Source organism: Flammeovirga kamogawensis (assembly GCF_018736065.1).
Taxonomy (GTDB): domain Bacteria; phylum Bacteroidota; class Bacteroidia; order Cytophagales; family Flammeovirgaceae; genus Flammeovirga; species Flammeovirga kamogawensis.
In genome coordinates this window covers 1,432,964-1,458,114 of the sequence record NZ_CP076129.1, presented here as the reverse complement: position 1 = coordinate 1,458,114, position 25,151 = coordinate 1,432,964, and the positions used below count along the sequence as shown (strand labels likewise).

At 31.3% G+C, this 25,151-nt stretch carries 13 protein-coding genes; 4 read left to right on the top strand and 9 right to left on the bottom strand.

The genetic code is table 11. From position 1 onward, the window contains the following. The first annotated feature begins 70 nt into the window (after positions 1-70). Genes KM029_RS23885 through KM029_RS23875 form a run of 3 tightly spaced genes read left to right on the top strand, consistent with a single transcriptional unit; the run spans position 71 to position 4,554 of the window. Positions 71-1,972, top strand: coding sequence for a transglutaminase-like domain-containing protein (locus KM029_RS23885; protein ID WP_144076319.1), 1,902 nt, complete (start codon positions 71-73; stop codon positions 1,970-1,972). Position 1,973: 1 nt separating this feature from the next. After that, complete coding sequence (locus tag KM029_RS23880; protein WP_144076318.1) at positions 1,974-3,944, top strand: DUF3857 domain-containing protein; 1,971 nt, start codon at positions 1,974-1,976, stop codon at positions 3,942-3,944. 52 nt (positions 3,945-3,996) lie between these two features. Beyond that, positions 3,997-4,554, top strand: a complete 558-nt coding sequence (locus KM029_RS23875; protein ID WP_144076317.1) for a DUF4291 domain-containing protein — start codon at positions 3,997-3,999, stop codon at positions 4,552-4,554. Between the two features lie 2 nt (positions 4,555-4,556). On the opposite strand, the gene KM029_RS23870 is transcribed toward KM029_RS23875, so the two are convergent. The 6 genes from KM029_RS23870 to KM029_RS23845 form a co-directional block, all read right to left on the bottom strand. Then, positions 4,557-5,429, bottom strand: coding sequence for an MORN repeat-containing protein (locus KM029_RS23870; RefSeq protein WP_144076316.1), 873 nt, complete (start codon positions 5,427-5,429; stop codon positions 4,557-4,559). A gap of 11 nt (positions 5,430-5,440) precedes the next feature. Beyond that, positions 5,441-6,217: a DUF2490 domain-containing protein gene (locus KM029_RS23865; RefSeq protein ID WP_158631203.1), complete on the bottom strand. Its 777-nt coding sequence runs from the start codon at positions 6,215-6,217 to the stop codon at positions 5,441-5,443. A 341-nt stretch (positions 6,218-6,558) separates the two neighbouring features. Continuing rightward, entirely contained in the window at positions 6,559-9,048 is a 2,490-nt protein-coding gene (locus KM029_RS23860) for an MG2 domain-containing protein (protein ID WP_184679499.1), read from the bottom strand. Positions 9,049-9,181: 133 nt separating this feature from the next. Next, entirely contained in the window at positions 9,182-9,820 is a 639-nt protein-coding gene (locus KM029_RS23855) for a hypothetical protein (protein ID WP_144076313.1), read from the bottom strand. After that, positions 9,817-10,776: a hypothetical protein gene (locus KM029_RS23850; RefSeq protein ID WP_144076312.1), complete on the bottom strand. Its 960-nt coding sequence runs from the start codon at positions 10,774-10,776 to the stop codon at positions 9,817-9,819. Before KM029_RS23850 ends, KM029_RS23855 begins: the two co-directional genes overlap by 4 nt. Positions 10,777-10,917: 141 nt before the next feature. Then, entirely contained in the window at positions 10,918-12,093 is a 1,176-nt protein-coding gene (locus KM029_RS23845; protein WP_158631202.1) for an alkaline phosphatase, read from the bottom strand. A gap of 313 nt (positions 12,094-12,406) precedes the next feature. Between KM029_RS23845 and KM029_RS23840 the strand changes: the two genes are divergently transcribed. Next, positions 12,407-15,853 carry a CHAT domain-containing protein gene (locus tag KM029_RS23840; RefSeq protein ID WP_215586365.1) on the top strand — a complete coding sequence of 1,149 codons (3,447 nt, stop codon included), beginning with the start codon at positions 12,407-12,409 and terminating at the stop codon, positions 15,851-15,853. Between the two features lie 112 nt (positions 15,854-15,965). Here the strand turns inward: KM029_RS23840 and KM029_RS23835 are convergent, their stop codons facing one another. The 3 genes from KM029_RS23835 to KM029_RS23825 form a co-directional block, all read right to left on the bottom strand. Then, positions 15,966-16,826: a T9SS type A sorting domain-containing protein gene (locus KM029_RS23835; RefSeq protein ID WP_144076309.1), complete on the bottom strand. Its 861-nt coding sequence runs from the start codon at positions 16,824-16,826 to the stop codon at positions 15,966-15,968. A gap of 11 nt (positions 16,827-16,837) precedes the next feature. Further along, complete coding sequence (locus KM029_RS23830; protein WP_144076308.1) at positions 16,838-18,346, bottom strand: formylglycine-generating enzyme family protein; 1,509 nt, start codon at positions 18,344-18,346, stop codon at positions 16,838-16,840. A 359-nt stretch (positions 18,347-18,705) separates the two neighbouring features. Next, positions 18,706-24,912 carry a beta strand repeat-containing protein gene (locus tag KM029_RS23825; protein ID WP_144076307.1) on the bottom strand — a complete coding sequence of 2,069 codons (6,207 nt, stop codon included), beginning with the start codon at positions 24,910-24,912 and terminating at the stop codon, positions 18,706-18,708. Positions 24,913-25,151: the final 239 nt, after the last annotated feature.

The window sequence follows — 25,151 nt, the reverse complement described above, 5'->3', positions numbered from 1 at the left end:
ATTAATAGTTTTATCAGCTATTAAAATTATACATTTTAAAACTATTCAACTCTAAAGAACAAACGCTTACATGAAACTTTTTCTCCTATTAAACTATATCAGTTTAATACTCTTTTCGTTGCCTATATTTGGTAATGATCGTTTACCCGAAGTGATCTATTTAAAAAAGAAAACACATTTAAATATTGAACTCGTAAATGGCTTACTTAACATTACAGAAGCTCATGATGATGAAAAATTATTTGTATCAAACATAAAAAGTCATTCAAGAGAAGATATTTATTTCAGTGATTTTGACGAAATTAAGTCTATTGAGGCTTACTCCTTTATTCCCACATCAAAAAAATTAAAAGGTATAAAAGTAAAAAATTTCGACACAAGTGATGTTGTTCAAAAAGGTATATTCTATAGCGGTTACAAGAACACTTCCTTTGTTTATCCACAACTAATTGCAAATTCTGGAGGAAAATTACTCTACACTAAAAATATTAAGGATGCACATTTCATCTCTCCTTTTTATTTTCAAGATAACTACCCAATTAAAGATGCTGAATATTCTGTAACATTCCCTAGTAATGTAAAAATCAATTATTTTACTTACGGAGAAAATAAAGATGATATAGTGATGAGTACGTTAACCGAAAAGGACAAAACTACTTATACATGGGTTCTAAAAAATATCGATGGCTTTAAATATGAAGAAGATAGTCCTTCTAAAACATATACTGCTCCACACATAATTGTACTCGTTGATTCTTATGAATATTTAGGAAATAAAATTAATGTATCCTCTAGTGTAAGTGATCTCTACAAGTGGTATGCAAGTTTAATAAATAAAGTAAATCCATGTGACGTTGAACAATTAGAAGATGAATTAAGTAAAATTATTTCTCCAACAATGGAGAGAGAAGAAGCTAAAAAAGCCGTCTTCAATTGGGTTCAGAATAATATAAAATATATTGCTTTTGAAGATGGAATGGCTGGTTTTATCCCAAGAAGTGCTTGCGATGTCTTAAATAAAAGATACGGTGATTGTAAAGATATGGCACATTTACTTTATTCATTTTACCAGGTGATGGGTGTAGATGCTCATTTAACTTGGATTGGAACAAGAAAAAAGCCCTACTCGTACAAAGACCTTCCAAGTACTATAGCAGATAACCATATGATATGTGCTGTTTCAGACAACGACACAACGCTTTTTCTAGATGCAACCAATCCTTTTTCTAAATACGGAACACCTAGTAGTATGATACAAGGAAAAGAAGCACTTATTGGCAATGGTCCTATTAAATATGAAATAATTAAAGTACCAGAATTAAGTGCAAATAATAATAGTAGAACGGATAGTATTTGGTGTTCTATAAATGATACTAATTTAGAGGGGCACTTTACTTCTAGTTTTAAAGGTTACTTTAAAGAAGATTACTTAATAAATGACTACAAATCTGATATTAGAAAAGATAAACAAGGATTGAGAGATTTTCTTTCTATTGGAAAAAATAATATTAAGATTGATTCTATACGTAAAGAGGGTTTCTCCGACAAAGAACTACAAGGAATTGTGCATCTTAAATTTGAAGTACCTAGCTATTCTAGAAAGATAAGCAACAAATATTATGTAAACTTAAACATTCACAAGCCTAAGGGAAATGAAAAATTAGACGAGGAAACTCGTACAGCTCCTTTTGAAAAAGAGTATAAATATACTTTATCGTCTACTACAGTATTGACTATTCCAAAAGGTTATACGGTTCATTTTGTACCAGAAAATAAACTCAAAGAATGTACGTATGGTGCTGTAGAAACAGTATATGATTTAAAAGATAATAAGGTAATTTATACAAAAACCTTTGTCTCTGATTTTTTATTACTTCAACCCGCTTCTTTTTCAAAATGGAATCAGTTTATGGACGAAGTATCTGAAATTAATCAAGAAAATGTAATATTAAAACAAACTCAACTACAATAACATGAAACTAAACTATATCATATTAATAACATTGATGTTCTTGGCATCAAATACTTTTGCGCAAACGCTATATCATGAAAAATACAGTTGGAAAACCTCACCAAAAATTACTGAAATCAGTGAAAAAAATAAAGAATACGAAGCTGTTGTAATAAGCGACAATTACTTTATTGAATGTAACATTCCTTTTAATGGACAACCAATAACATATAGTACAAATCATAAAATTGTACATATTAATAGTGATGTAGGAATAGAAAAATACAATAAAGTATATATTCCAATTCAAGGAAATTCTACTATTATTAATTTGCAAGTAAGATCTATTGGTGTAGATGGTAACGTTACAACAATACAAAAAGATAATATTAAAGAGCTCAAGAATGTAAAAGGTATTAGTAATGTAAAGATTTTTGCGATTGAAGGTCTTGAAGTCGGTGGAGAAGCTGAGTATTTATATACGCTAAAAGCACCTATTACTCCTTTGGGCAGTAAAACAATACAATCTGATGTACCTGTACTAGAAGCCAATATTAGACTGATTTATCCAAAACAATGGACTTTCGAAACAAAATCTTACAATAAACTTGCTAGTGCAAAAATAAGCCAAAACTCTACAAGTAAGAAAACTACTTATCTAAAGCAATTGAATATCCCTGCTTTTCAAGAAGAAGAATATGCTTATAACTCCTCAAAAATGATGAGGTTTGATTACAAACTAGTCAATAATGGATATAAAAAGAATCTCTTCTCTTGGTATTATATTACAAATAATATTGTAGAAAGTTTTTCATCACCAAAGACCGCAAAAGTTGCTAATAAGTTCGTAAAAGAAATAGCAAAATCGAACCTCTCAGATGAGGAGAAAATTATTGCTGTAGAGAATAAAATAAAATCAACAATTCGTCTAGAAAAAGGAAGTGGTGATAACTTTACAAACCCAAAGAACATTATAGCGAATGGTTATGGTAACCTTAGAGGTATATATAAGCTTTATATTTATTGTTTTGCAGCATTAGATATTAAAAATCAATTGGTATTTGGATCGAGTAGATACGATGGTTTTATTGATGAAGATTTTGCTACTTTTAGTTCTATAAATGATATATTCTTCTACTTCCCGAAATCACACAAGTACTTATTACCTGAATCATATCATATGAGATATGGTACTGTTCATCAAGGTTTGATTGATACTAATGCAGTTTTTATTTCATATTATGTTGAATTTGGGAAGCTAAAGAGACAATTAGATAGCTTTAAAAAAATCAATGGTCTTGCTGCAGAATTTAATAATGTTGGTGTGATTGCCTCTATTAATTTTGATGAAAATTTATCTTTACCTAAAGTAATATTAGAAGATTATGCACAAGGGTATAGAGCATTTTCTTACCGTTCAGTAATGCAAAGTGGTGGATCAGGAATCCAAGAAAAATTTGCTAAAGATGTTATTCTAAGTGCTTTTGAGAATTTTGAAGTTGAAAAGATCGAATTTGAAGGGGTAGACATGAAATTATCTACTGATCTAGATAATTATTTTAGAATGAAAATGGAGTTTACATCACCTGAACTTGTTGAAAAAGCGGGTAATGAATACTTAATTTCAGTGGGTAAAATTATTGGTAAGCAATCTGAGTTATATCAAGAAAAAGAAAGACAACAAGATATTGTGATGAGTACAATTACAAAGTATCATCATGAGATCACTATAAATATTCCAAAAGGATATAAATTAGAAGGCTTAGAAAATATTAAAGAGGAACATGCCGTAAACTTAGAAGGAGAAAAAGCAGCCTATTTTGTATCTGACTATACGCAAAGCCCATCTTCAATAACAATTACTGTAGATGAGGTTTACGAAACAATTTTTTTCCCGAAATCTAGTTATCAATATTTTAGAAATGTAATTAATGCAGCTTCAAATTTTAATAAACTTACACTTGTATTAATTAAAGATCAAAAAGAATTATAAATTATATAAGAGCTTTCCATAAATTGGGAAGCTCTTTTAAAACAACAATTAAATGAATCAAATAAGAGCCGTTTTCGATGAGAAAACTATCACGGTATATCAAGCTTACTCAAAACATATAGCCCTGCCTGCTGTACGAGCACAAAAATTTGTACCGCCTTTCAAAATGGAAAGAATGACATGGATAAAGCCCTCATTCTTATGGATGATGTACCGTTGTGGTTGGGCACAAAAAGAAGGACAAGAGCATGTTTTAGCAATAACTATTAAACGTGAAGGATGGGAATGGGCAATCAAAAATTCATGTTTATCTCATTTTGATGCTACAATTCATCACTCAAAAGAAGAATGGAAAGAAGCTGTAAAGAATTCTCCTGTTAGAATTCAATGGGACCCTGAACGTGATATTCAACTAGAAAAATTAGCCTATCGATCTATTCAAGTTGGACTTTCTTTGGAAGCTGTTTCTCTATATGTAAACGATTGGATAGTTGATATTAAGGATATCACATCTACTTGCAAAGAAATGTATACTTTAATTGAAAAAGGAGAAATTGAACAAGCAAAACAACTTCTCCCTTTAGAAAGAAAGTACCCCTATGAATTTTAAAACTACTTGGCTAATTTTTTCTTTTTGGGTTTATCTTTTTCCCAAATACCTTCAAAAACAACTTCTCCTTTTTTATCAAAAATAACCCCAAAACCTTCACGGAGATTGTCAGACCAAAAGCCTTCGTATTTTTCCCCAGAATTAAAATAATACACTCCAAAGCCATCACGAATTCCCTTTTTAAAGTTCCCTTCAAATCGGTCACCATTTACCCAGCTATATGTGCCTTCACCGTATCTTTTATTATTTTTCCAATATCCTTCATAGAAACCTTTCTTCTCAAAAATTGCATACCCAAAACCATTTGCCATATCATTTGCTACCTCCCCTATGTAATCAATTTCGGCGTTATCCTGATTAATAAAATGAAGTTTATCAATAGCTTTGTCTTTTACCACAAGTTCATGTTTAAGGCTGATAATTTCACCTTCAGAATGGTACAAATCCGTTTGAAGTTCTTCTTGATTTGTCTCTAAAATTTGATAATTCTTTTTAAGTCGGTTTATGCTATCATTTAAATTTACTTGCTTCCTTTTTAAAGATGAGATATACCTTTGTTTACTGTAATAACGCTTTTCGAGCTCATTTACCATCTCATAAGGCACCTTTTTATTATCTATATAATCCAAAGCGTAGTTAGTATAATCCGTGGTACTATACATACTATCAATACTTTTAAATAATCTCAGCGCTTTTTCATAATCATCTGCCAATAAAAAAGAATCTGCTTTTACTCTTAAAGCTAAATTGATATTTTCTCCTTCTACAGCCTCTAATTTTTCAATTTTAGCTGCTAATGCATTAATATAATTATAGGTATAATAGCCTACTGGAAATAGTATAAAAAGTGAAACTAATGATACAATTTTTTTCATAATTTAATTTATTAATAGCCTAAGTTGATTTTAGGAAGTTGGCTTCCGTTCTTTCTAGAGTCTAGTCCAATAAATACATTGAATCTAAAGATATTACTTGATTTATATTCATAACCACTCGATTTCTGACCGAGGGTCCACATGTGTCCTGCAAACAAGGTTACTTTATTACTTAGTACATAACCAAAACCATTGTATGTTCTAAAATCCTCAAAAGGGTTATAAACAATCGATTCTCCTGAGTGCATAAAGATTTCTACACTTGGAGAAAAGTATAACGTATTTTTTGTAATCGTAGGTTTATTTATAGGAATATATGCAAATAATTTATAGCGAAACCTATTTGTAAATTCAAACTCAGCTCCTATATCATTGTCCTTTTTCCACCTGTGTTCCACACGAAATTGATGATACATTTTCACACGACCCATCATCGGCATTTTTAATAACCACTGATGCCAAATTCTATGTTCTAACACATAAGGTTCATATTCATCGCTGTAAGGATCTGGAGAGAAGTTTACCACCAATGCTGGACCGATAACCGCTTCAAAATAATCGTTGAAAAAGATGTTTAAACCTGCCCTGTTGTAAATCTGTCGAGGTCGACCTACGTAACTATTTACATCATCTAGACTATTTCTAGTTCTGTAATGGTGTTCTCCATAATATCCAAAATATTTAGAAAATCGAGCTTTTATATACAGACCATTCCAAATACCTGTCTCTTCCATATTCGTTACCGAATGTTCTTGAGCAGAAACATGAATTGATAGTAAACTGTACATTAAAATCAGTAGTAAAATTGATCTTAGCATAAAATAATAATGAAGTTAAGTGTAGTATAAATTAGATGTAGTAATTATTTATATAAGTTTATTGAAGATAAAATCGAACAGGAGTACATTATGTTATTCGTAACAAATGTAGGATAGATAATTGATAAATTATTAATTTTATAATTTAATTGTTTTTTTTAGTGTTATTTTAAATATGATTGTGAATATTCACTACCCATATTTATGATAAATAATTGTTTAAATGTACATTTCAGACAAAAAAAGGCACTAAAATTATTACTAATCTTAGTACCTAAAATATTTCTTTTATTTAGAATTAGAGAGGTTTGCTAATTGGTCTCAAATTCTTTTTCCTGATAAAATGGTTTGCCTTTATTTGAAATTCCTTCAATTTCTATATGGTAATTACTTGATTTATCATCAGTAAAAAATGTTACTTGAGCTCGTCCGTTTTCATCTAAAAAGATATTTGGTTCCCACATTAAAGTTATCCTATGATCTGGCTTTGCGTGTTCATCTTTTTGAACATCATATTTTGGGGTATAAAATTCCCTACTCGTATAAAAACCAGGGCTAGTTATGGCATCAACTCCTTGTACTATGTAAGAACCTCCACCACCTTGACGGGTGTATAAAGCAATAACACCATTGGCAGAATTACTTAAATACATCGAACCACTCGCTGCATCTAGAACATCTATAAAACCAATATCTGTCATGCTCATGGTTCTTAGCATATCTACATCAGCCGGAAAACCATCTAAAACCACTGGTACTTGATCAGCTTCTAATATATTACCATCATCATCTATACTTGCAGATGCATTTAATAAGCCTGCCCTACGTAATACTTGTGCCGTTTTCATTTCCATTTGTAAGAACTCCCAAACATTATACCCACCTGCATAACTTAAAGAATCGGTCACTAATCTCGCAGTATAGTTAGTATACATTTTAGATGCTCTATCAAACTCATCTGGTTCAGCGGTATCTACAATCTCAATTTCATCTAAAATGATTGTTTTTGTATTGAACGCTCTATCTATTTTTTCAATTTTCAAAATCTCTTTTTCAAAAGCAGCTAAAGAGTTATTTGAAGGAACAACAACTCTAGCTTCTTCTATAGGTGCTGTTAGTGGTGGTTCTATTGCAAATAATGAAATATTTATAGCTGAATTTTTTGTGACTTTTGATTTCTTTGCTTTGTATTTCTTTGCCTGAAAAATAAAATCAGTTGTATCAAAAAAGACCATTCCTGTAAAAGTGAACCCGCCTAAGTCATCGGTAATTACACTTTCATGAACAAATTTACTTCCTAAAGCGGTCATGCTAATTTCTGATTGTTGTGCTTTTTTCTCGTTCCAAAAATTACTTGTTTTTCCTTTTATTGTAATTCCTGGTTCTGGGATAAAATCAACTTTTAAGCTATCTGTTGCTTTAGACAACCATTCAATTTTTCTGTATCCCTGAGTTAGCATTAATTCATCTAAATAGAAGTGTTTTTCTTTAGAGTAATCTTGGAAGTACCACATTGGGTTTTCTATAAAACCGTGTATCTCTGAAGATAGGATAAGCTCAGAAATAATATTATTTTTTTTCTGATTGATATCCACTAAATTTTTATCAACTACTGCAAGAGATGCTTCTCCAATTATTGGATTTCCATCTTCATCTTTTAATGATATATTAATATCTACCTTCTCTCTTTTTTTAAAAGATTCTTTCGCTAGAACTAAATTAACCTTTTGAGGGTGATAATTAAATATTACTCGTTCAACAATTGGCTGTAAAGTTTTATCCAGTAACGTTAATTTAACAACACCATCTTGTACATCTTTCAACTTCATTGACAAGGGTATTATTTTCCTATTAGGAGGACATTCCCACATATAGTTTATCTTACCTTTTGTTGATGCGATCAGATAACCACCGTCTTTTAAAGCTGTATCTGTTGAGATTATTTTTACACTAACTTTATCAAGACTAGAGGTTACAAATAAAGTAGTACCCACCTCATTCACCTTTGGTAATTTATATTGTTTTGGATTTTTAGAATTTTTATCTCTATCCAAGATTGCATAATATTCTTTATCTACAGCCCCCATTAAAAAGAAGCTACCCATGCCAAGTTTATTGCTTGTAACAGTTGTAACTTCTGTTCCATCTTTAGAAAAAATAGAAGCACTAAATTGTTCTCCAAAACCACTTTTATTTACTAATTTAACCCCTACTTTAGAGGCTACATCGTTTATCAATTTCCCTCCCTCCGGAAAAAATTGAAGATCTAATTTCTGGGTTCTATTAAGTACTTGTTCATTAGAAGCTCCATCTTCTAAAACGATACCTTCAGACCTTAAAGAATCTGGATTAATTTGGTAAATGTGCACTTCTTGAGTAAAGAATGTACTATCTCCAAAATTTCTCATCCAATTTGTATATGCTCTTAACCTATACCTACCTTCTGGTAAGTCTGAACGCAATTTAAAGTCACCATTACTATGTTCTCCAACTGCGTAAATATCTTTATTTTCAATAATCTCTCCTTCAGGATCTAACAATTCTACTTTCACATTTTTACTCCATTGATCTGGTAAAAGTGTAGAGGCTTTTCTTAGGTAAACCTTAAACCATATATTTTCTCCCGCGATATAATAAGGTTTATCTGTATGAAGATAAATAGCATCATTAACCTTAATTCTTTTAATATCATTTATCTTTTTTATAAGTATGTCTATGGCAGGTACCTTGTCCATACTAATTAGAAAATTAGTAAAAAATACTAATCCCAAGAGTAGTGCGAGTGTTTTTAATTTGTTCATTTTTGCGTAGTCAAGTTGCCTAATTCATAGGCTTCAGTAAGTCATTCACATTTCAATTATAAGTTACAAACTTACACTTTTTTTGTTAATAATAATGATTAAACACCTTAATAAACATTAAAAAATAAGTTAATTAATGTGCAAAAGTACCTTCAATTTCTGACCTATGTACAGGTGTTTTTATCTGATCATCAATGGAGATAATTTCTGCTTGATACTGATGATTTACTAGAAGATTACCTACTGATAATTTTACAGCAAGATTATCTTTTACTGGCAGTTCAATGTTCAAATTAATAATATCATCAATTAAAAATATTGGGCCTTTGTATTCAATACCAGATGGAGAATAATCTGATGACAAGTAAAGTTGTAAATATTCAGGTTGCTGATGTAAATTATTTGCAATTTCCTTCTGCCTTACAATAAAAGCAAGATCAAAATAATTTGAAAAATAAGAAAATAATTCCGTAAAATCTGTTTTAGTTTTCGCACAATTACTCATTACTATATTAGAGTTATGTATACCTCTAAAGTGAAAATAGAAACTCTCAAAACTCATTACTTTTGAAGTATTGTTTGGATAATAACCTTTCAGTTCTCCGTTTTGAAATGCTGATAACAGCGTAATTCCAATATGCTTTAATTGTTCATTTCCTTTATGGGCAGTATGTACACGTTCTTTATAAGATATATTCGTTTTTTGTCTACTTTGAGAGTACCCTAAAAAAGTATGAAGTAACAAGATGATCAATAAGTATTTTTTGTTCATTTTGCTTCGAATTTTGATATGAATTTTGATTTCTGAACAGGGTAGTTGTTTATATCAAATACTAATTGATATGTAATATTTTTATCAGATAACAACTCATCAATTTTGTTCGTCATTTTACCTATAACTATTTGATCTGTATTCTGACTTCCCTTCTTATAAAAAACAGTTATATCAGATCTTTTAACGGATTTTAAAAAACCAAAATTACCAACCAAACCATCATTTTCTACATTGTAATACAATAATGTATTCAATCCCTTGTAATGAACATAGACTTTATCGATATCTTTAGAAACCTTTACCAGTAATGGAACAAAATCTTCATTATCCATTATATAATCATAATTGTATAAACCATTACTTTTTATTCCTAGCGTTTTACCAATAAACTTAAAAGTTTCACTTTCTTCTCCACACCAACAATCGTCACCCCATTCTCCGTTTCCTTCGTTTATAGATTCTATAGCAGAACTCCCCCAATCATCATCGTCAGAAGCTATGTTTGTTGCATAGTTTAAAACAGGAGAATGTAATTCATTCCATTCACTTTCTTCTTTATCTAATTTAAAACCTTTATATACCGCATTATCCATTTCATCTGATGGGAATTCTACAATAACTTCTCTTACAACTTTTAAAGGTGTATTCTTTGATAAGAAAGTAATTTCAAACATTCCTCCCGAAATGTAATTCCCTTTTTTATCATGCATTGGAATATCAGCAAATAGCATATCGTAATAATCTTTATAGAGTTGCATTACAATAGAGATATCGGAATTTACAAAATCACCATCTTGATTTTTAAATGAATTTGGTGCTATATGTAATTTAATTTCCTCAACACCCATACTAATAGTTGTACAGCTTTTAGTTGAAATAGAAGATTTAATAATTTCTTGGGCATTTAAGTAAATAGGCATACAAATAATACCTACTATAAATAGTAACTTCATAATTGTGAAAATGATATGTACTGAGAAATAAAACATAAGTATCACATAGTCATACTTTTATATGTTATCCAAATAGTAGGCCAAAAAAATGCACACTATAAATATTTACAGCGTGCATTATAAAATAAGTTCTTTTCCAACTTATTTAAGTTTCATCAATTTCATGATTTTTTTAGCTATCTCTGTATTTTCATAAATACCAGAAAACTCTTCTGCACCTGGCCCATAGGCAAAAACAGGAACCATTGTAGCCGTATGATGAGTAGATGTATATGAAGTAACTAATGTATTTTTTGCAGGATCACCACCATTTACAGAAAAACCTCCCGTTTCATGATCTGCTGTTACTACAATTAGTGTTTCACCGTCTTTTTCTGCAAATTTTAACATTTCACCAAGCGTATAATCAAAATCTTGCATTTCTGTAATCAATAGCTCTGTATTATTGTTGTGTCCACCCCAATCTACTTGTGAGCCTTCTACCATAAGGAAAAAACCTTCTTTATTTTGGTTTAATAATTTAACAGCAGTATTTGCAGCATTAGGTAAAACATCTCCTCGTTCAGTATATGGTGGCATTGCATTATCAGCAAGTAAACCAGCCAATTTACCATTAGTAGTTGCAGTTACCTCATCAATAGTATAGGCTATTTTGTATCCTTTTTTATCCAATTCATTTAATAAGTCTTTACCGTCTTTTCTATCTCCAAAGTGTTTTTTTCCTCCTCCAATAAAAACATCTATATCCGTTTTCATAAAATCTGCTGCAATTTCATCGTTCATCTTTCTTGAGGGCTGATGTGCTATAAAAGAAGCAGGTGTTGCGTGCGTAATTGATGAAGTGGCTATTAAACCTGTAGATTTACCCTGTTCGTCACACATTTCTAATAATGTTTTTGCTGGCTGGCCATTTTCATCTAAACCGATTTCACCATTATTAGATTTATGCCCTGTTGCAATAGCAGATCCCCCTGCCGCAGAATCTGTAGTAAACTTATTTTTACTAGCCGTCTTAGAGAAGCCTGTTATAGGCATTTGCTCTATGTAAGCCTGATTATTGTTGGCAGCAATAGCTGTAAAAAATTGAGATGTTCCTGTTCCATCAGAAATCATAACAATAATATTTTTAGGACGCTTTGCTTTTGATTTTGATGCAATTTCTTGTACTGGGTATGTCCTTGTAGTTGTATAAGTAATTTTATCTGTTGCTTCTACTTTCTGCTTTGATTTACCTGGGTAGTTAAATTTTTCTTGTGCACAGGCTAAAGAAGATATTCCTATTGAGCATAGGAAAAATAATGTTTTTATGTTTTTCATTTCTATATGGTTTAATAAGAATAGCAAATTAATTCTTTTGAGTTCCATATGACAACATAAGAATGATAATTAATTAAAAAATAGTTTAATTAGATTAATTCAATTTATTGATTTTGATAATTGTTTGCTTCTAATTAATTAAAGGTATTCAAATCAAAAAAATAATATACAATGTTATCAGATCAACTAATTTAAAGCAAAATATTAATTATCTATCTCTAAACAGTTGTTAAAAACAAACTAATGACTTACATTTGTTAACTTAAACGATTTGACCTAATAATATCCCTAACAAACAGTACCTACTTCATTAATGAAATTTATTAATTCCTTTTTACTTGCATTCCTTTTTGTAATAAAATGTGTTGCATTTCCAATTGTAGATGAGGGTAAACCTCTTCAAAATACATCTTATAATGATAGTATTTTATTCCTTCAACATACAGGGCATTTACAAGAAGCAATAACTCTCTCTCAAGAATGGATATCGGTTACTCGAGAAACCCATGGAGAAAACTCTATTAATATGATTCTTCCTCTAGTTCTAAGTGCTAGATATGATATAGGTCGAAAAGAATTTAGCCTTGCTTTAGAACGTTTAAATGAGGCTCTTGAAATTATGGATAATACTACCGGTTGGCTTTACCCTGACTATGGAAGAGCTTTAAACTATAAAGTGATCTGCATGAGTCAACTTGGAGACGACTTTGGCTGTATTCCTTTACTTAATGAAATCGAAATGATTTATCAGAAAACATTAGGTAAAGAACACATAGATTATGGGTTAACCTATATTAGCCATGCATTGGTAGAGCAATCTTTAGGTAAATTTGAATTAGCAGAAGAATACTTTGAAAAGGGATTAAAGTTTAATGATGAATGTGTTCAAAAATACAATCGCCCATTTTTAAAACAAGAGTGGATAGAAATTTTGTTATCTCAGTTATATATAGATTGGTACAAAGAAGATAAAGCATTAGCGATTTTAAAAAAAGTTGAGGTAATTTTAGAAGAAGAAAAACTTCAGCAAAGCCCACTATACGCACACTTTTTATTTACTATAGGTAATGCTGAAATTTTAAAAGAAAATTATATTAATGCGTACTTATATTTTGATAATTATCAAAAGTACATAAACAACCATCTTGGTAAACAACACCCCTCTTATGTTGTTGCTTTATATAAAATTGCACAACTCTCAAAGTTACAATCTCAATTTGCAACTGAAGAAAGGTTACTTCTTTACCTTGAAGGTAAACTAGTGAACACCAAAAATTATGATCTTTACGTAAGAACTTTATTAGATTTAGCGACTATATATCTTCACCAAGGTAGAACTGAAAAAGCTGAAGAATATCTTGCTAAAACAAAGGGTGTTCCATTTAGTGATAATAAGTTAAGACATTATACACTTCGAACTGAAGGTAATATTTGCTTAAATTATGGCGACTATATCAATGCTGAATTGAAGCTTACTGAACTAATTTCTATCATTAGACAAGAAAGAATTCATTATTCTCATCATTATAATCAAGGAGTGATTTCTACTGTAGACCTTGATCTAATTTTAGGACGTAAAACTGAGGCTTTAAAAGCTGTTCAGACTGAACTCAATTTTCTTAAAAAGAGAAAAATGGATTCAACTATTGATTACTACAAAATTCTACTAAGCAAATATAAAGTTCAGCTGTATATAAATGATACTACTAATTTATATGAAAATGTTGAAGCCTTAAAAAAATCACTTTCTGATAAAGGGTTACCAATTCACTACTTACTTGTTAAAGCAAACTTTATTCAAGGCAAGTTGCTTGTTAAAAGAAAAGAATACGATTTAGCAATGAATAAGTTTAATGAAACTCAAATGATATCTAAAAAATTAGGTATTCAACATGATGAGTTTTATAACTTAAGAATTATTGAAGCGCAGGCAAACATTTTCCTATCAGAAAAAAAATACGCCGAAGCATATACTGCTTATATGAAACTTAAAGGAAGTTTTAAAGAAAGTTCTATCTATCAACCGGGTTTATCTGCAAGAATTGCCTATTTACAAGCCATGCAAGGTGATATAAACGAAGCAGAAAAAACCATTATTGAAGCTACTAATAAGCGATTTCAGCAATATGATGAAAACTTAAAATTCTCTAGTGAGGATGAAAAAATAAAATACATTCATAATACAAAATCTGTTTTCGATTATTTCTTTACAATGGTTTTAGCCAATAAAGATAATCTTTCTGATAGAATGATAAAGCAATGTTATAATATCCAGCTGAATTACAGAAAGTATTTTTTAACAGAGGCACAAGAAAGAAAAAATAAAATCGATGCTCTAGTTGATATCCGTAAAGAACATAATCTTTCTACTTATGTAGATGAATTGTACCATATGAAATCTCAATTAGCCGCAATAAATTATATGTCTGATGAAGAAAGAAACGAGCTCTACTTTGATCTTTTTACTTCAAATGATAAGATAAATAACTTAGAGAAATCTTTAGTTTATGCGAGTAATGCTTTGGATGATCAGTTAGATATTCCCCCCTCTTTTAATTGGGAAGATATTGCAGAAAAGCTAGATGAAAAAGATGTTGCTATTGAGATTATTAAATTACTTTCTATTGATGATAACTATAATGATCAATACATTGCATTAATGATAAAAAAGGGGGATGAAAGTCCATCAATTATAGCTTTAGGTAATAGCGATCACCTTGAGTTTGACGGATGGTTTAAATACCAACACGAAACAAGTCCTTCGAATAGATCACTTGTTTATTCTTCTAAAAAAAGTAATTCAGGTGCTTATAACTACTTCTGGAAACCTATCCAAAATCATATAGACTCTTTAGGCATCAATGTAGAAAATTACTATATAAGTAATGATGGTGTGTATAATGTAATTAACCTTAATGTGCTTAAGAATCCTACAACAAAAAAAATCTTATTACAAGAGGCCAATATACATTTACTTACAAGTACAGCAGAGTTACTAGATAAAAAGGAAGATCAATTTATAAATAAAGATATTCTTCTTGTTGGTAATCCTTCTTTCCAAAAAGAAATTCAAATTTCTGAAAGTGATGGGAAAGAAATTAAACAACATAAATCTAGAGGAACAAATGGGTATTACTTTGATTTAGAAAACCTACCTGGCACTCAAAAAGAAATTACCAATGCTGAAAAAGTATTTAATGCAAAAGGATGGAATGTAACATCATATACAAAAGACCAAGCTTTAGAAGCTAAGTTTAAAGAGATAAACAATTCTCCATCTATAATACATATAGCTACACATGGTTTTTTTATTGACCAAATGAATAATCCTGTATCTTCTAATAACTTATTGAAATCTGGTTTGTTCTTTACTGAAATTGCACAACGTGAAGATAGAAAATTAGAGGATATTTATTTTTCTGGTAATGATGGAATTTTAACAGCTTATGAAGTTAAAAGTCTTAACCTTACTGATACCCAACTTTTGATACTCTCTGCATGTCAGTCTGGTTTATCTGAAATTGCCGATGGAGATGGTATTTCGGGGCTTCAATATGCATTTAGTATTGCTGGAGTAAAATCTATTATTATGAGTTTATGGAGTGTAGACGACCACGCTACTCAATTACTTATGAATACGTTTTATGAGGAGTGGGTAAAAACAAACGACAAGCAGTTAGCATTTAAAAATGCACAACTAATTGTTATGAAAGAATACCCTAAACCTTATTATTGGGGAGCTTTTGTATTGGTAAACTAATTGTGCCAAATGTTGCATACTAATAAAGACCTAGTCAAAAACTAGGTCTTTATTCTTTTCTTTATTATTTTACTAATATTTTAAAGTATCATACATCTATTTATTAACAAACTTAATTCTTTATCAATCTCTTAGTTATATTATTGATTTTCAGAAAATAAAGCCCTTTTTTAAGCTTACTTGTATTTACTTCAAACCTTCCTTCTCCTTTCTCAATTACCTCAATTTCAGAGCTTATATTTTTACCTTCAATTGAAAAGATTACAAATTGTCTTTCATTAAAATTTTCACAGTAAAAAGTTAAGGTAATATCAAATGGATTTGGGTAAATCAAAATATCAATTCCTGTATTGGACAAATTTATAGATGCCGAACTTACTATCTCAAAAGTACCATCAAAATCAACTTGTGATAAACGGTAATACAATTTTCCATTAGTGTTTGGTTTATCAACAAAAGAATAATTCTGTTGAATATTACTATTACCTTCACCATCTACGGTAGCTATTTCTAACCAATCCTTTTGGTTTTTACTTCGTTCTAAAATAAAGAAATCATTATTTTGTTCAGAAGCTGTAGACCAATCTATTTCTACATTACCTTCTTTCTCAGTCAAAGAAAAGTCAATTAGACTTATAGGTAAATCACTACTTGCATTTACATAAAATAAATAACTAAAAGAACCATTTGCATTGCCCCCGTAAAAAATTTCTTGATCTTGATATAATGAAAATGATGTAAACGTACTCCCTGAGCTATTCCCTCCAATAAAGTATGTTTCAGAAGCACCTACTGATAAAGAAGTATAAGAAACACCTGCACCAATACCTCCATTATAAATTAAATTATTAGTAAAATTAAATGCTAATTTTACATCCCCTGCTTTTATACCTCCTCTAAAAATATCTTGTGCATAATTATTTGATAAACCTGTAAGAAAGAAAAACCATAGTGAAAGAATTATATTTTTCATAACATCATTTTTTAAGGTGCAGTTCTTACTCCTCTACCACCAAATTTTTGGTTTCTTACTAAGGTTACTGTCATTAACCCTCTATCTGATACCAACAATCTATTTGCTACATCACCGAATGAGCCTCCTTTTTTACCAATACCATTAGAATCTGATGGCCAACTAGAAACATCAAAGTTATTAAACCCATCGAACTCTCCATTACCATGTGTCCCATCAAAAAGAGCTCCTGTTGCATCTGCTGCATTTATTACAAATTCAGTTACATTACCTGATAATTCCATTATTCCGTAATAGGAAGAACCAGCTTCTGCTCTACTGCTACAATCCGCGTTTGCAGAAAAAATCCCAACTCTTACTGGGTAACTAGAAGAAGTGGTTAGACAAATAGCATTTCCTTGTCCATCACCATAGTTTGTTGCAATTCCTTCATCTTCTGCATCTGCATTCGAATAGGTATAAACATCTGTTACAATTGTCGAAATTCCCCATGCATATTGCCCTGCAATATTGTAACTATCTGAACCGCGGGCAGCTTTTTCAAACTCAAGTTCTGTCATAGGTCTTAATGCAGCCCAATCTAGGTAATTTGCTAAATCTTCCCATTTCATAAAGTTCATTGGTAAATAAGGGTAAATTGATGAAACTATGTTACTAGATTTTGATAAACCAAACCTATATGTTGTCTGAACTCCAATTCTTGATTTATTATTAATTTCTGTTGTAGGTATTGTATTCAAATAATCAACAAATTGTTGCTGAGTAATCTCGTACTTCATCATATAATACGAGTTATATCCCTTAGGAAAACTAGCAGCAAGAGAATAATCTGTTTTTGAAACACCATCATCTGGATCATCAGCAATAGCAAAATCTAGTGCTCCTTCATTAGTAATAGTTATAGGATCATCAGAAGCTGTATTTCTTATGTATTTTTGTTCTAATCCTGTCTTCTGTGCCCCTAACATATAATTACCTTCGGGTACATATACCATTTCAATGGCAAAAATTTTAATATCAATATTATCTGAACTAAGCACTCCATCATAATCGTACTCCCACTTTAATTGAGCGCCCGTATAATTTGCATTATCTGTAGATTGAGATAGATTAGAATTTGCATAAATAAATACACCATGAGAATAACTTTCTATATCTAGATGATCTGCTTTTGAATTTATTTCTGCTCCTGTAGGTACAATATGTCCATCATTAGCTCCAGTGCCATCTACATAACTTAGACTAGCATGTTGCCAATCTCCATCATTAACTCTGTATTTGATAAACACCCATGCTGCATCCCAATTCGAAGGTCCAAAACTTACTCGCCAAGAGTTACTCCACTTTATATCAAAACCTATCATTGCTGTACCCTCGCCTGTATTTTGAGAAACAATACTAGCATTTTCTATCGTAATATTATTTGCTGATACCTTTGGTGAATGTGCAATTAAAAGTAAGGTGAGGAAAAGAACTATTTGTTTATAATTTTTTAAAAGTTGGTTACTAATTTTTTTCATAGTGAATGTGAATTACTATACAATAAAAATGAATAAGAAATACTTATCGTTTCTGTCTTTACAAAGGAGAAATTTTTTTTTCGATATGTAAATAGTACACTTTTATTGATGAAGTTTTAGGTCATATCTTCAACCTTTTTGGTTCTATTTTTTACCATAAAAGCTACATTAAACCTATTTAAAGCCCACTTTCGATTATTGAGGGTAAAAATTAGTAGATAGTCGCATTAGGTCAAATTGCATCTAATTTAATTGGTTTACAAGTATGAAATACTTCATAAAAAAACAGCTCATTACCAAAAAGGAAATGAGCTGTTTAAAGTAGTTTAACTACTCTCTAATGTTTGTCTTAGATTAGTTTAAAACATTACTTTTTTAGTAACTACTCCGTTCTCAGAAGCTACTTTCACGATATAGACTTTATTCTTTTCAAAACCGTAAGGAACATGTGTTTCAGTAATAGATTGTTGTAATAATACATTTCCTACCACATCTAAAACTGTTACCTGAACTGTAGTATTGAATGCTTTATTTAAGAAGAAAATACCATCAGGTTTAATAGTTATAACACCTTCATTCAACTGATCATCGATTGAGGTAATAATTTCTTCTGTAGATAAAATTAAATTCAATCTGTGCTCATCTGTTGTTACATCTGATATGAAAGAAAACGCATCTTCTTTCTCCATTACTTTTATTTTACCAGTTTGCACATCCTCAATACCAATATTGTATTTTTCCATATTTGTAAGTTGAGGTATTCTAATATTGTATTCCCCTTGTGCATCTACAGAAATGTATAAAGGTAATGATATTGACTGTTCAAAAATTGGCAAGCAGTTAATTGCCAACTCACCTTCATCAATTTTAGAATAAATTTTCACACCATTTAAACCGTCTTTTTTATAAGCGTCTAAACTGTAATCATATGCATTAGACCCCTGGTCTGAGAATCCGATAATTACTTGATTTTGAACCCCATTATCATTAGTTAAAGCAAGTTTAATTGTCTCAAAAGTTGCGTTCAAAGGCGTATAATTTAAACGGAAAGAACGGATATTTTCAATTGTCATTTCAGTTTCAAAGAATGCCTTTTCATTTATTCCAAGTGTTTCAACAAAGAAACCTTCTGAATGACGAATATACCCTTCCCAATTGTATCCATTTGGAGTTGTTGCTCCTAATCTAGAAACCGTTGTGTACTCATCCTGCATAGAATCATTTAATGATGATTGGTGTAACATATAAACTGCACCCACATTATCATTCCCCTCAATAAAGTTATCGAATGAAATTGCAGCAGGGTAAGGATTAGCAATTAAATCTATTCCATCAGCTATTAATGGCACTTCAATTCTACCTGTATTTGGTGTTCCGGAGAAGGTAATGTTTAAATCATTTTTTAAATACCCCTTTCCTTGCTCCATTACATGTACTTCACTGCCTTCAACATTGTAAAAGTTATCTAACCATTCTGAATTTCCTAAAGAAGGGTCATAGATTTGTACAATTGCTTTTGCAGTATCAACTGAAGTCTTTATACCTGTTGAACCAACTAATTTATATTCATCAGACCCAAAACTATCTTGAGTGGTAAACTTATGGTTCCAACCAGTTACATTACCATGTGTAATTAAACTACCGCCATATTTTACAAAAACTTTACCATTACCAACTCCTGTTAAATCACCTTTTACGATTAATGCATAATCATTCTCAACAAAAACTGTTGCAATATTTTCAATTTCTAAATTATTTACTGTGAAGTTAGAATTATCAATTGTTAGAATATTGACCGCATCAGCAGAAATAAATACATTTTGAGTACTTTCTGGTACTTTATTGCCTTCCCAATTTGCTGCAATTGTCCAATCTCCTGATAGTGTTCCCAACCAAACAATTGGTGCATCAGGATCTACTGGTGGAGGTGTTACATCATCAGCGTCTCCTTCAAAGGCGCCTGCATCAGGGTTTTCATCACGAGATTTATTTGTTGCATCTACTGAAGAGGCAGTAGTGATATCTGCATGGTTAATTGCTTCGCTTGCCCCATTAATTACCAATACTTTAACCTTACCTCCTTCATCTGTAAGTTCATTTGCTACTACAGAAACGCTTATCTTTCCAACTAATGTATTTTCTTGAATTTCTGGTAAGGCATTTACTTTACCAAAAACATTGTTTTTAACAGATGTTGCCACCATACTTCCAAAAGAAATATCATTTTCTGTTGTTTCTCCATTTAACGATACTAAAGAGTTATTAATCGAGATATTCACCCCCGCAAAATTTGTATCTGTATCTGGTACTTTCCCAACATAAGCATACAGTCCTTTATTTGACTTTTCTGCATCATTTTGTGCTATTGTAACATGATTAAGCTCTATAGATACATTATTTACTTCCGTAGCAGTATAGTGTTTTCCCTTTAAGAAAACTCCTCCTCCATTTCCAGAAGCTGAATTTAAAGCAATCGTTGTATTCTCTATAAATACATCAACTTTATGTGTATCATCTACTGTACCATCAATAAATAATCCGGCACCATTAATTCCACTATTATTAGCTATCAAACATCTTGAAAACTCAACATCAGCATCTACCGTTGAATTTAATTTGGGGAAAATATAAATACCTCCACCACTAGATGTTGCTTCATTATTTTCGAAAGTACAATCAACAAATTTTACAATAGAACCTGCAATACCTACTCCTGCACCATTTGTAGTTGAAGTGTTATCTGTAAATATGCTATTTGAGAATGTAATTAGATTGTTTGCATTTTCTATAAAAACACCTCCTCCAACACCAGTCGCTACACCATGTCGAACAGTTAAATTAGCCAGTGTTACTTCATTACCAGATCCTGAAATTTTTACTACTCTATCAGTTGCAGTACCTTTAGTTTCGGCTGCTTGAATTATATCTTCTAAAGGATTATCTCCTTGAATTGTTACATTTTTTGTGATACTAAATGATTCAGTATGTACACCATTTATATCAATTACATCACCGTTAACAGCAGAAGCTAATGCACTTGTAATTGTATAAAATTGCTTATCACCAATAAATACCGTATTGATTGGATCGAAAGGAATGCTTTCTCCTTCAAATGCTCCTGCATCTGGTTTTTCATCTCTTGGTAAACCTAAAGCGTCAGTTGCTAATTCACTATCTGAGGCGAAATCAATTGCACTTCCTAAACTACCAATTGAATATGTTTTTACGATGCCTCCATTATCCACAAATTCTGTAGATAAATCAATTTCATCAGCAAATTGATTTGATAATGTATTCTCTGCGCCTGCTGGTAAACCTGATACTAAACCAAGTACATTGTTCTTTACTAAAACAGGGTTCGCTTTTGCAAATGCTAAATCATTGTCTGTATCAGTATCGTTTAAAGAAATGATGGAGTTGGTTAAAGTAAAATCAACAAACTCTCCTCCTGTATAGAAATAAACTCCACTATTAGATGTTGCCGAATTGTATGCTATTGTAACGTGGTTAAATGTAATAGCCACATTAGAAACTCCATCAACATCATGATCCTTATTCTTACCAAAAAAGGCTCCTCCGTTACCTGATGCTGTATTATTAGAAATTGTAGTGTTTTCAGCTTCAAGCAATAAGTAGTGCGTTGCATCTGTAGAACCATCTACAAAAATACCTCCTGCATTGTTTGTTGCTGTGTTATTTGCAATTAAGCTGTTCGTAATTTTTACATTTCCATCTACAGTTGAGTTTAATTTAGGAGCAGAATAAATACCTCCTCCATGTGTTGTTGCTGTATTATTTTCTACAACACTATTATCTATCATTACTATTGAACCCAAAGCGGCAATACCTCCACCCATTGTAGAACTTGTATTATCAGATACAATAACGTTTTCTATAGAAATTCCTGTTTTGGCATTCTCAATAAAAACACCTCCACCAACACCAGTTCCAACACCATGTCGAACAGTTAAATTAGCCAGTGTTACTTCGTTGCCTGAGCCTGAAATTTTCACTACTCTATCAGTTGCAGTACCTTTTGTTTCGGCTGCTTGAATTATATCTTCTAAAGGATTATCTCCTTGAATTGTTACATTTTTATCTATGCTTATAGATTCTGTATGTACACCATTGATATCAATCACATCACCATTTACCGCTGCAGTTAAAGCTTCTGTGATTGTGTAATATTGTGTTGTACCAATAAATACCGTATTGATTGGATCGAAAGGAATACTTTCTCCTTCAAATGCTCCTGCATCTGGTTTTTCATCTCTTGGTAAACCTAAAGCGTCAGTTGCTAATTCACTATCTGAGGCGAAATCAATTGCACTTCCTAAACTACCAATTGAATATGTTTTTACGATACCTCCATTATCCACAAATTCTGTAGATAAATCAATTTCATCTGCAAATTGACTTGATAATGTATTCTCTGCATCTGCTGGTAAACCTGATACTAAACCAAGTACGTTGTTCTTTACTAAAACAGGGTTCGCTTTTGCAAATGCTAAGTCATTGTCTGTATCAGTATCGTTTAAAGAAATGATCGAATTTGTTAAAGTAAAATCAACAAACTCTCCTCCTGTATAGAAATAAACTCCACTATTAGATGTTGCCGAATTGTATGCTATTGTAACGTGGTTAAATGTAATAGCCACATTAGAAACTCCATCAACATCATGATCCTTATTCTTACCAAAAAAAGCTCCTCCGTTACCCGATGCTGTATTATTAGAAATTGTAGTGTTTTCAGCTTCAAGCAATAAGTAGTGCGTTGCATCTGTAGAACCATCTACAAAAATACCTCCTGCATTGTTTGTTGCTGTGTTATTTGCAATTAAGCTGTTCGTAATTTTTACATTCCCATCTACAGTTGAGTTTAATTTAGGAGCAGAATAAATACCTCCTCCATGTGTTGTTGCTGTATTATTTTCTACAACACTATTATCTATCATTACTATTGAACCCAAAGCAGCAATACCTCCACCCATTGTAGGACTTGTGTTATCAGATACAATAACGTTTTCTATAGAAATTCCTGTTTTGGCATTCTCAATAAAAACACCTCCACCAACACCAGTTCCAACACCATGTCGAACAGTTAAATTAGCCAGTGTTACTTCATTACCAGATCCTGAAATTTTCACTACTCTATCAGTTGCAGTACCTTTTGTTTCGGCTGCTTGAATTATATCTTCTAAAGGATTATCTCCTTGAATTGTTACATTTTTATCTATGCTTATAGATTCTGTATGTACACCATTGATATCAATCACATCACCATTTACCGCTGCAGTTAAAGCTTCTGTGATTGTGTAATATTGTGTTGTACCAATAAATACCGTATTGATTGGATCGAAAGGTATTACTTCTCTTTCTAATGCTCCTGCATCAGGGTCATCTCCTCTTGCTATTCCTATTGCATCTGTTGAAACAGTACTTCCAACTGCTAAATCAATTGCTACACTACTGCTCCCTAAAGCATACCCTTTTACAATAGTTCCGTTATCTGATAAGCCCGTAGCTAGATCAATTTCATCAGAAAATTGACTTGATAATGTATTCTCTGCATCTGCAGGTAAATCTGATACTAAACCAAGTACGTTGTTCTTTACTAAAACAGGGTTCGATTTTGCAAATGCAAGGTCATTGTCTGTATCCGTATCATTTAACGAAATGATGGAGTTGGTTAATGTAAAATCGACAAACTCTCCTCCAGAATAAAAGTAGATACCACTATTAGATGTTGAAGCAGTGTTATATGCAATAGTTGCATGATTAAATAATACCGCTACATTTGAAACTCCATCAACTGAATGATTAATATTCTTACCAAAAAATGCACCACCCTTTGCAGAGGATGAATTATTAGAAACTGTTGTATTTTCTAACTCAACAGCCAAATAATGTGTTGCATCTACAGAACCATCTACAAAAATGCCACCTGCATTACTCGTTGAAGAATTATTGTCAATTAAACTGTTCGTGATTTTTACAGAAGCATCTACTGTAGATGCTGTTTTAGGTGCAGCATAAATACCACCACCCATTAATGTAGTAGCATTATTTTCTATTACACTATTATCAATGGTTACGATAGAGCCTATGGCTGCAATACCTCCACCATTTTTATTTGTTGAATTATCCGATACTATTACATTTGATAAGGCTACTTCTACATTGGCATTTTCAATAAAAACACCTCCACCAACGGCAGTAGCAACACCATGACGAATAGTTAAGTTCGAAAGAGTTACATCATTTCCAGAACCTTGAATTGTAACCACTCTACTTGATGCTACTCCTTTTGTTTCAGCAGCTTGAATTATATCTTCTAAAGGATTATCACCTTGAATAGTAATATTCTTAGTGATATTAATAGACTCAGTATGCACTCCATGAATATCAATTACATCTCCATTTGTAGCTGCTGTAATAGCTGCTGAGATTGTAGCATATTCTGTTGTACCTATAAATACAGATTTTGCGGGATCACTAGATATGTTTGCTCCATAGTTTAGGATACTAATCAAAAGTAGTGATATTAAAGTAATCGTTCTTTTCATTTCTAAAAAATAAGTTAGTGTTGTCTTTACAATTATAAAAGTAGTAGCCTACGCTCTTTTACAAGTTCAATAAAGTCTCAATAACTATTAAAAATTGACCAGCAGTTAAAAAACAGCACTGATTAACCTTTAAACGGTGATTATACTATCAAAATTATAAAAGAGTGATACTATTTTAAATAAATTTTGAGCATAAAAAAGAGTTTAAAAGATACTTCAAAGTTAAGTAAAGTAAACCT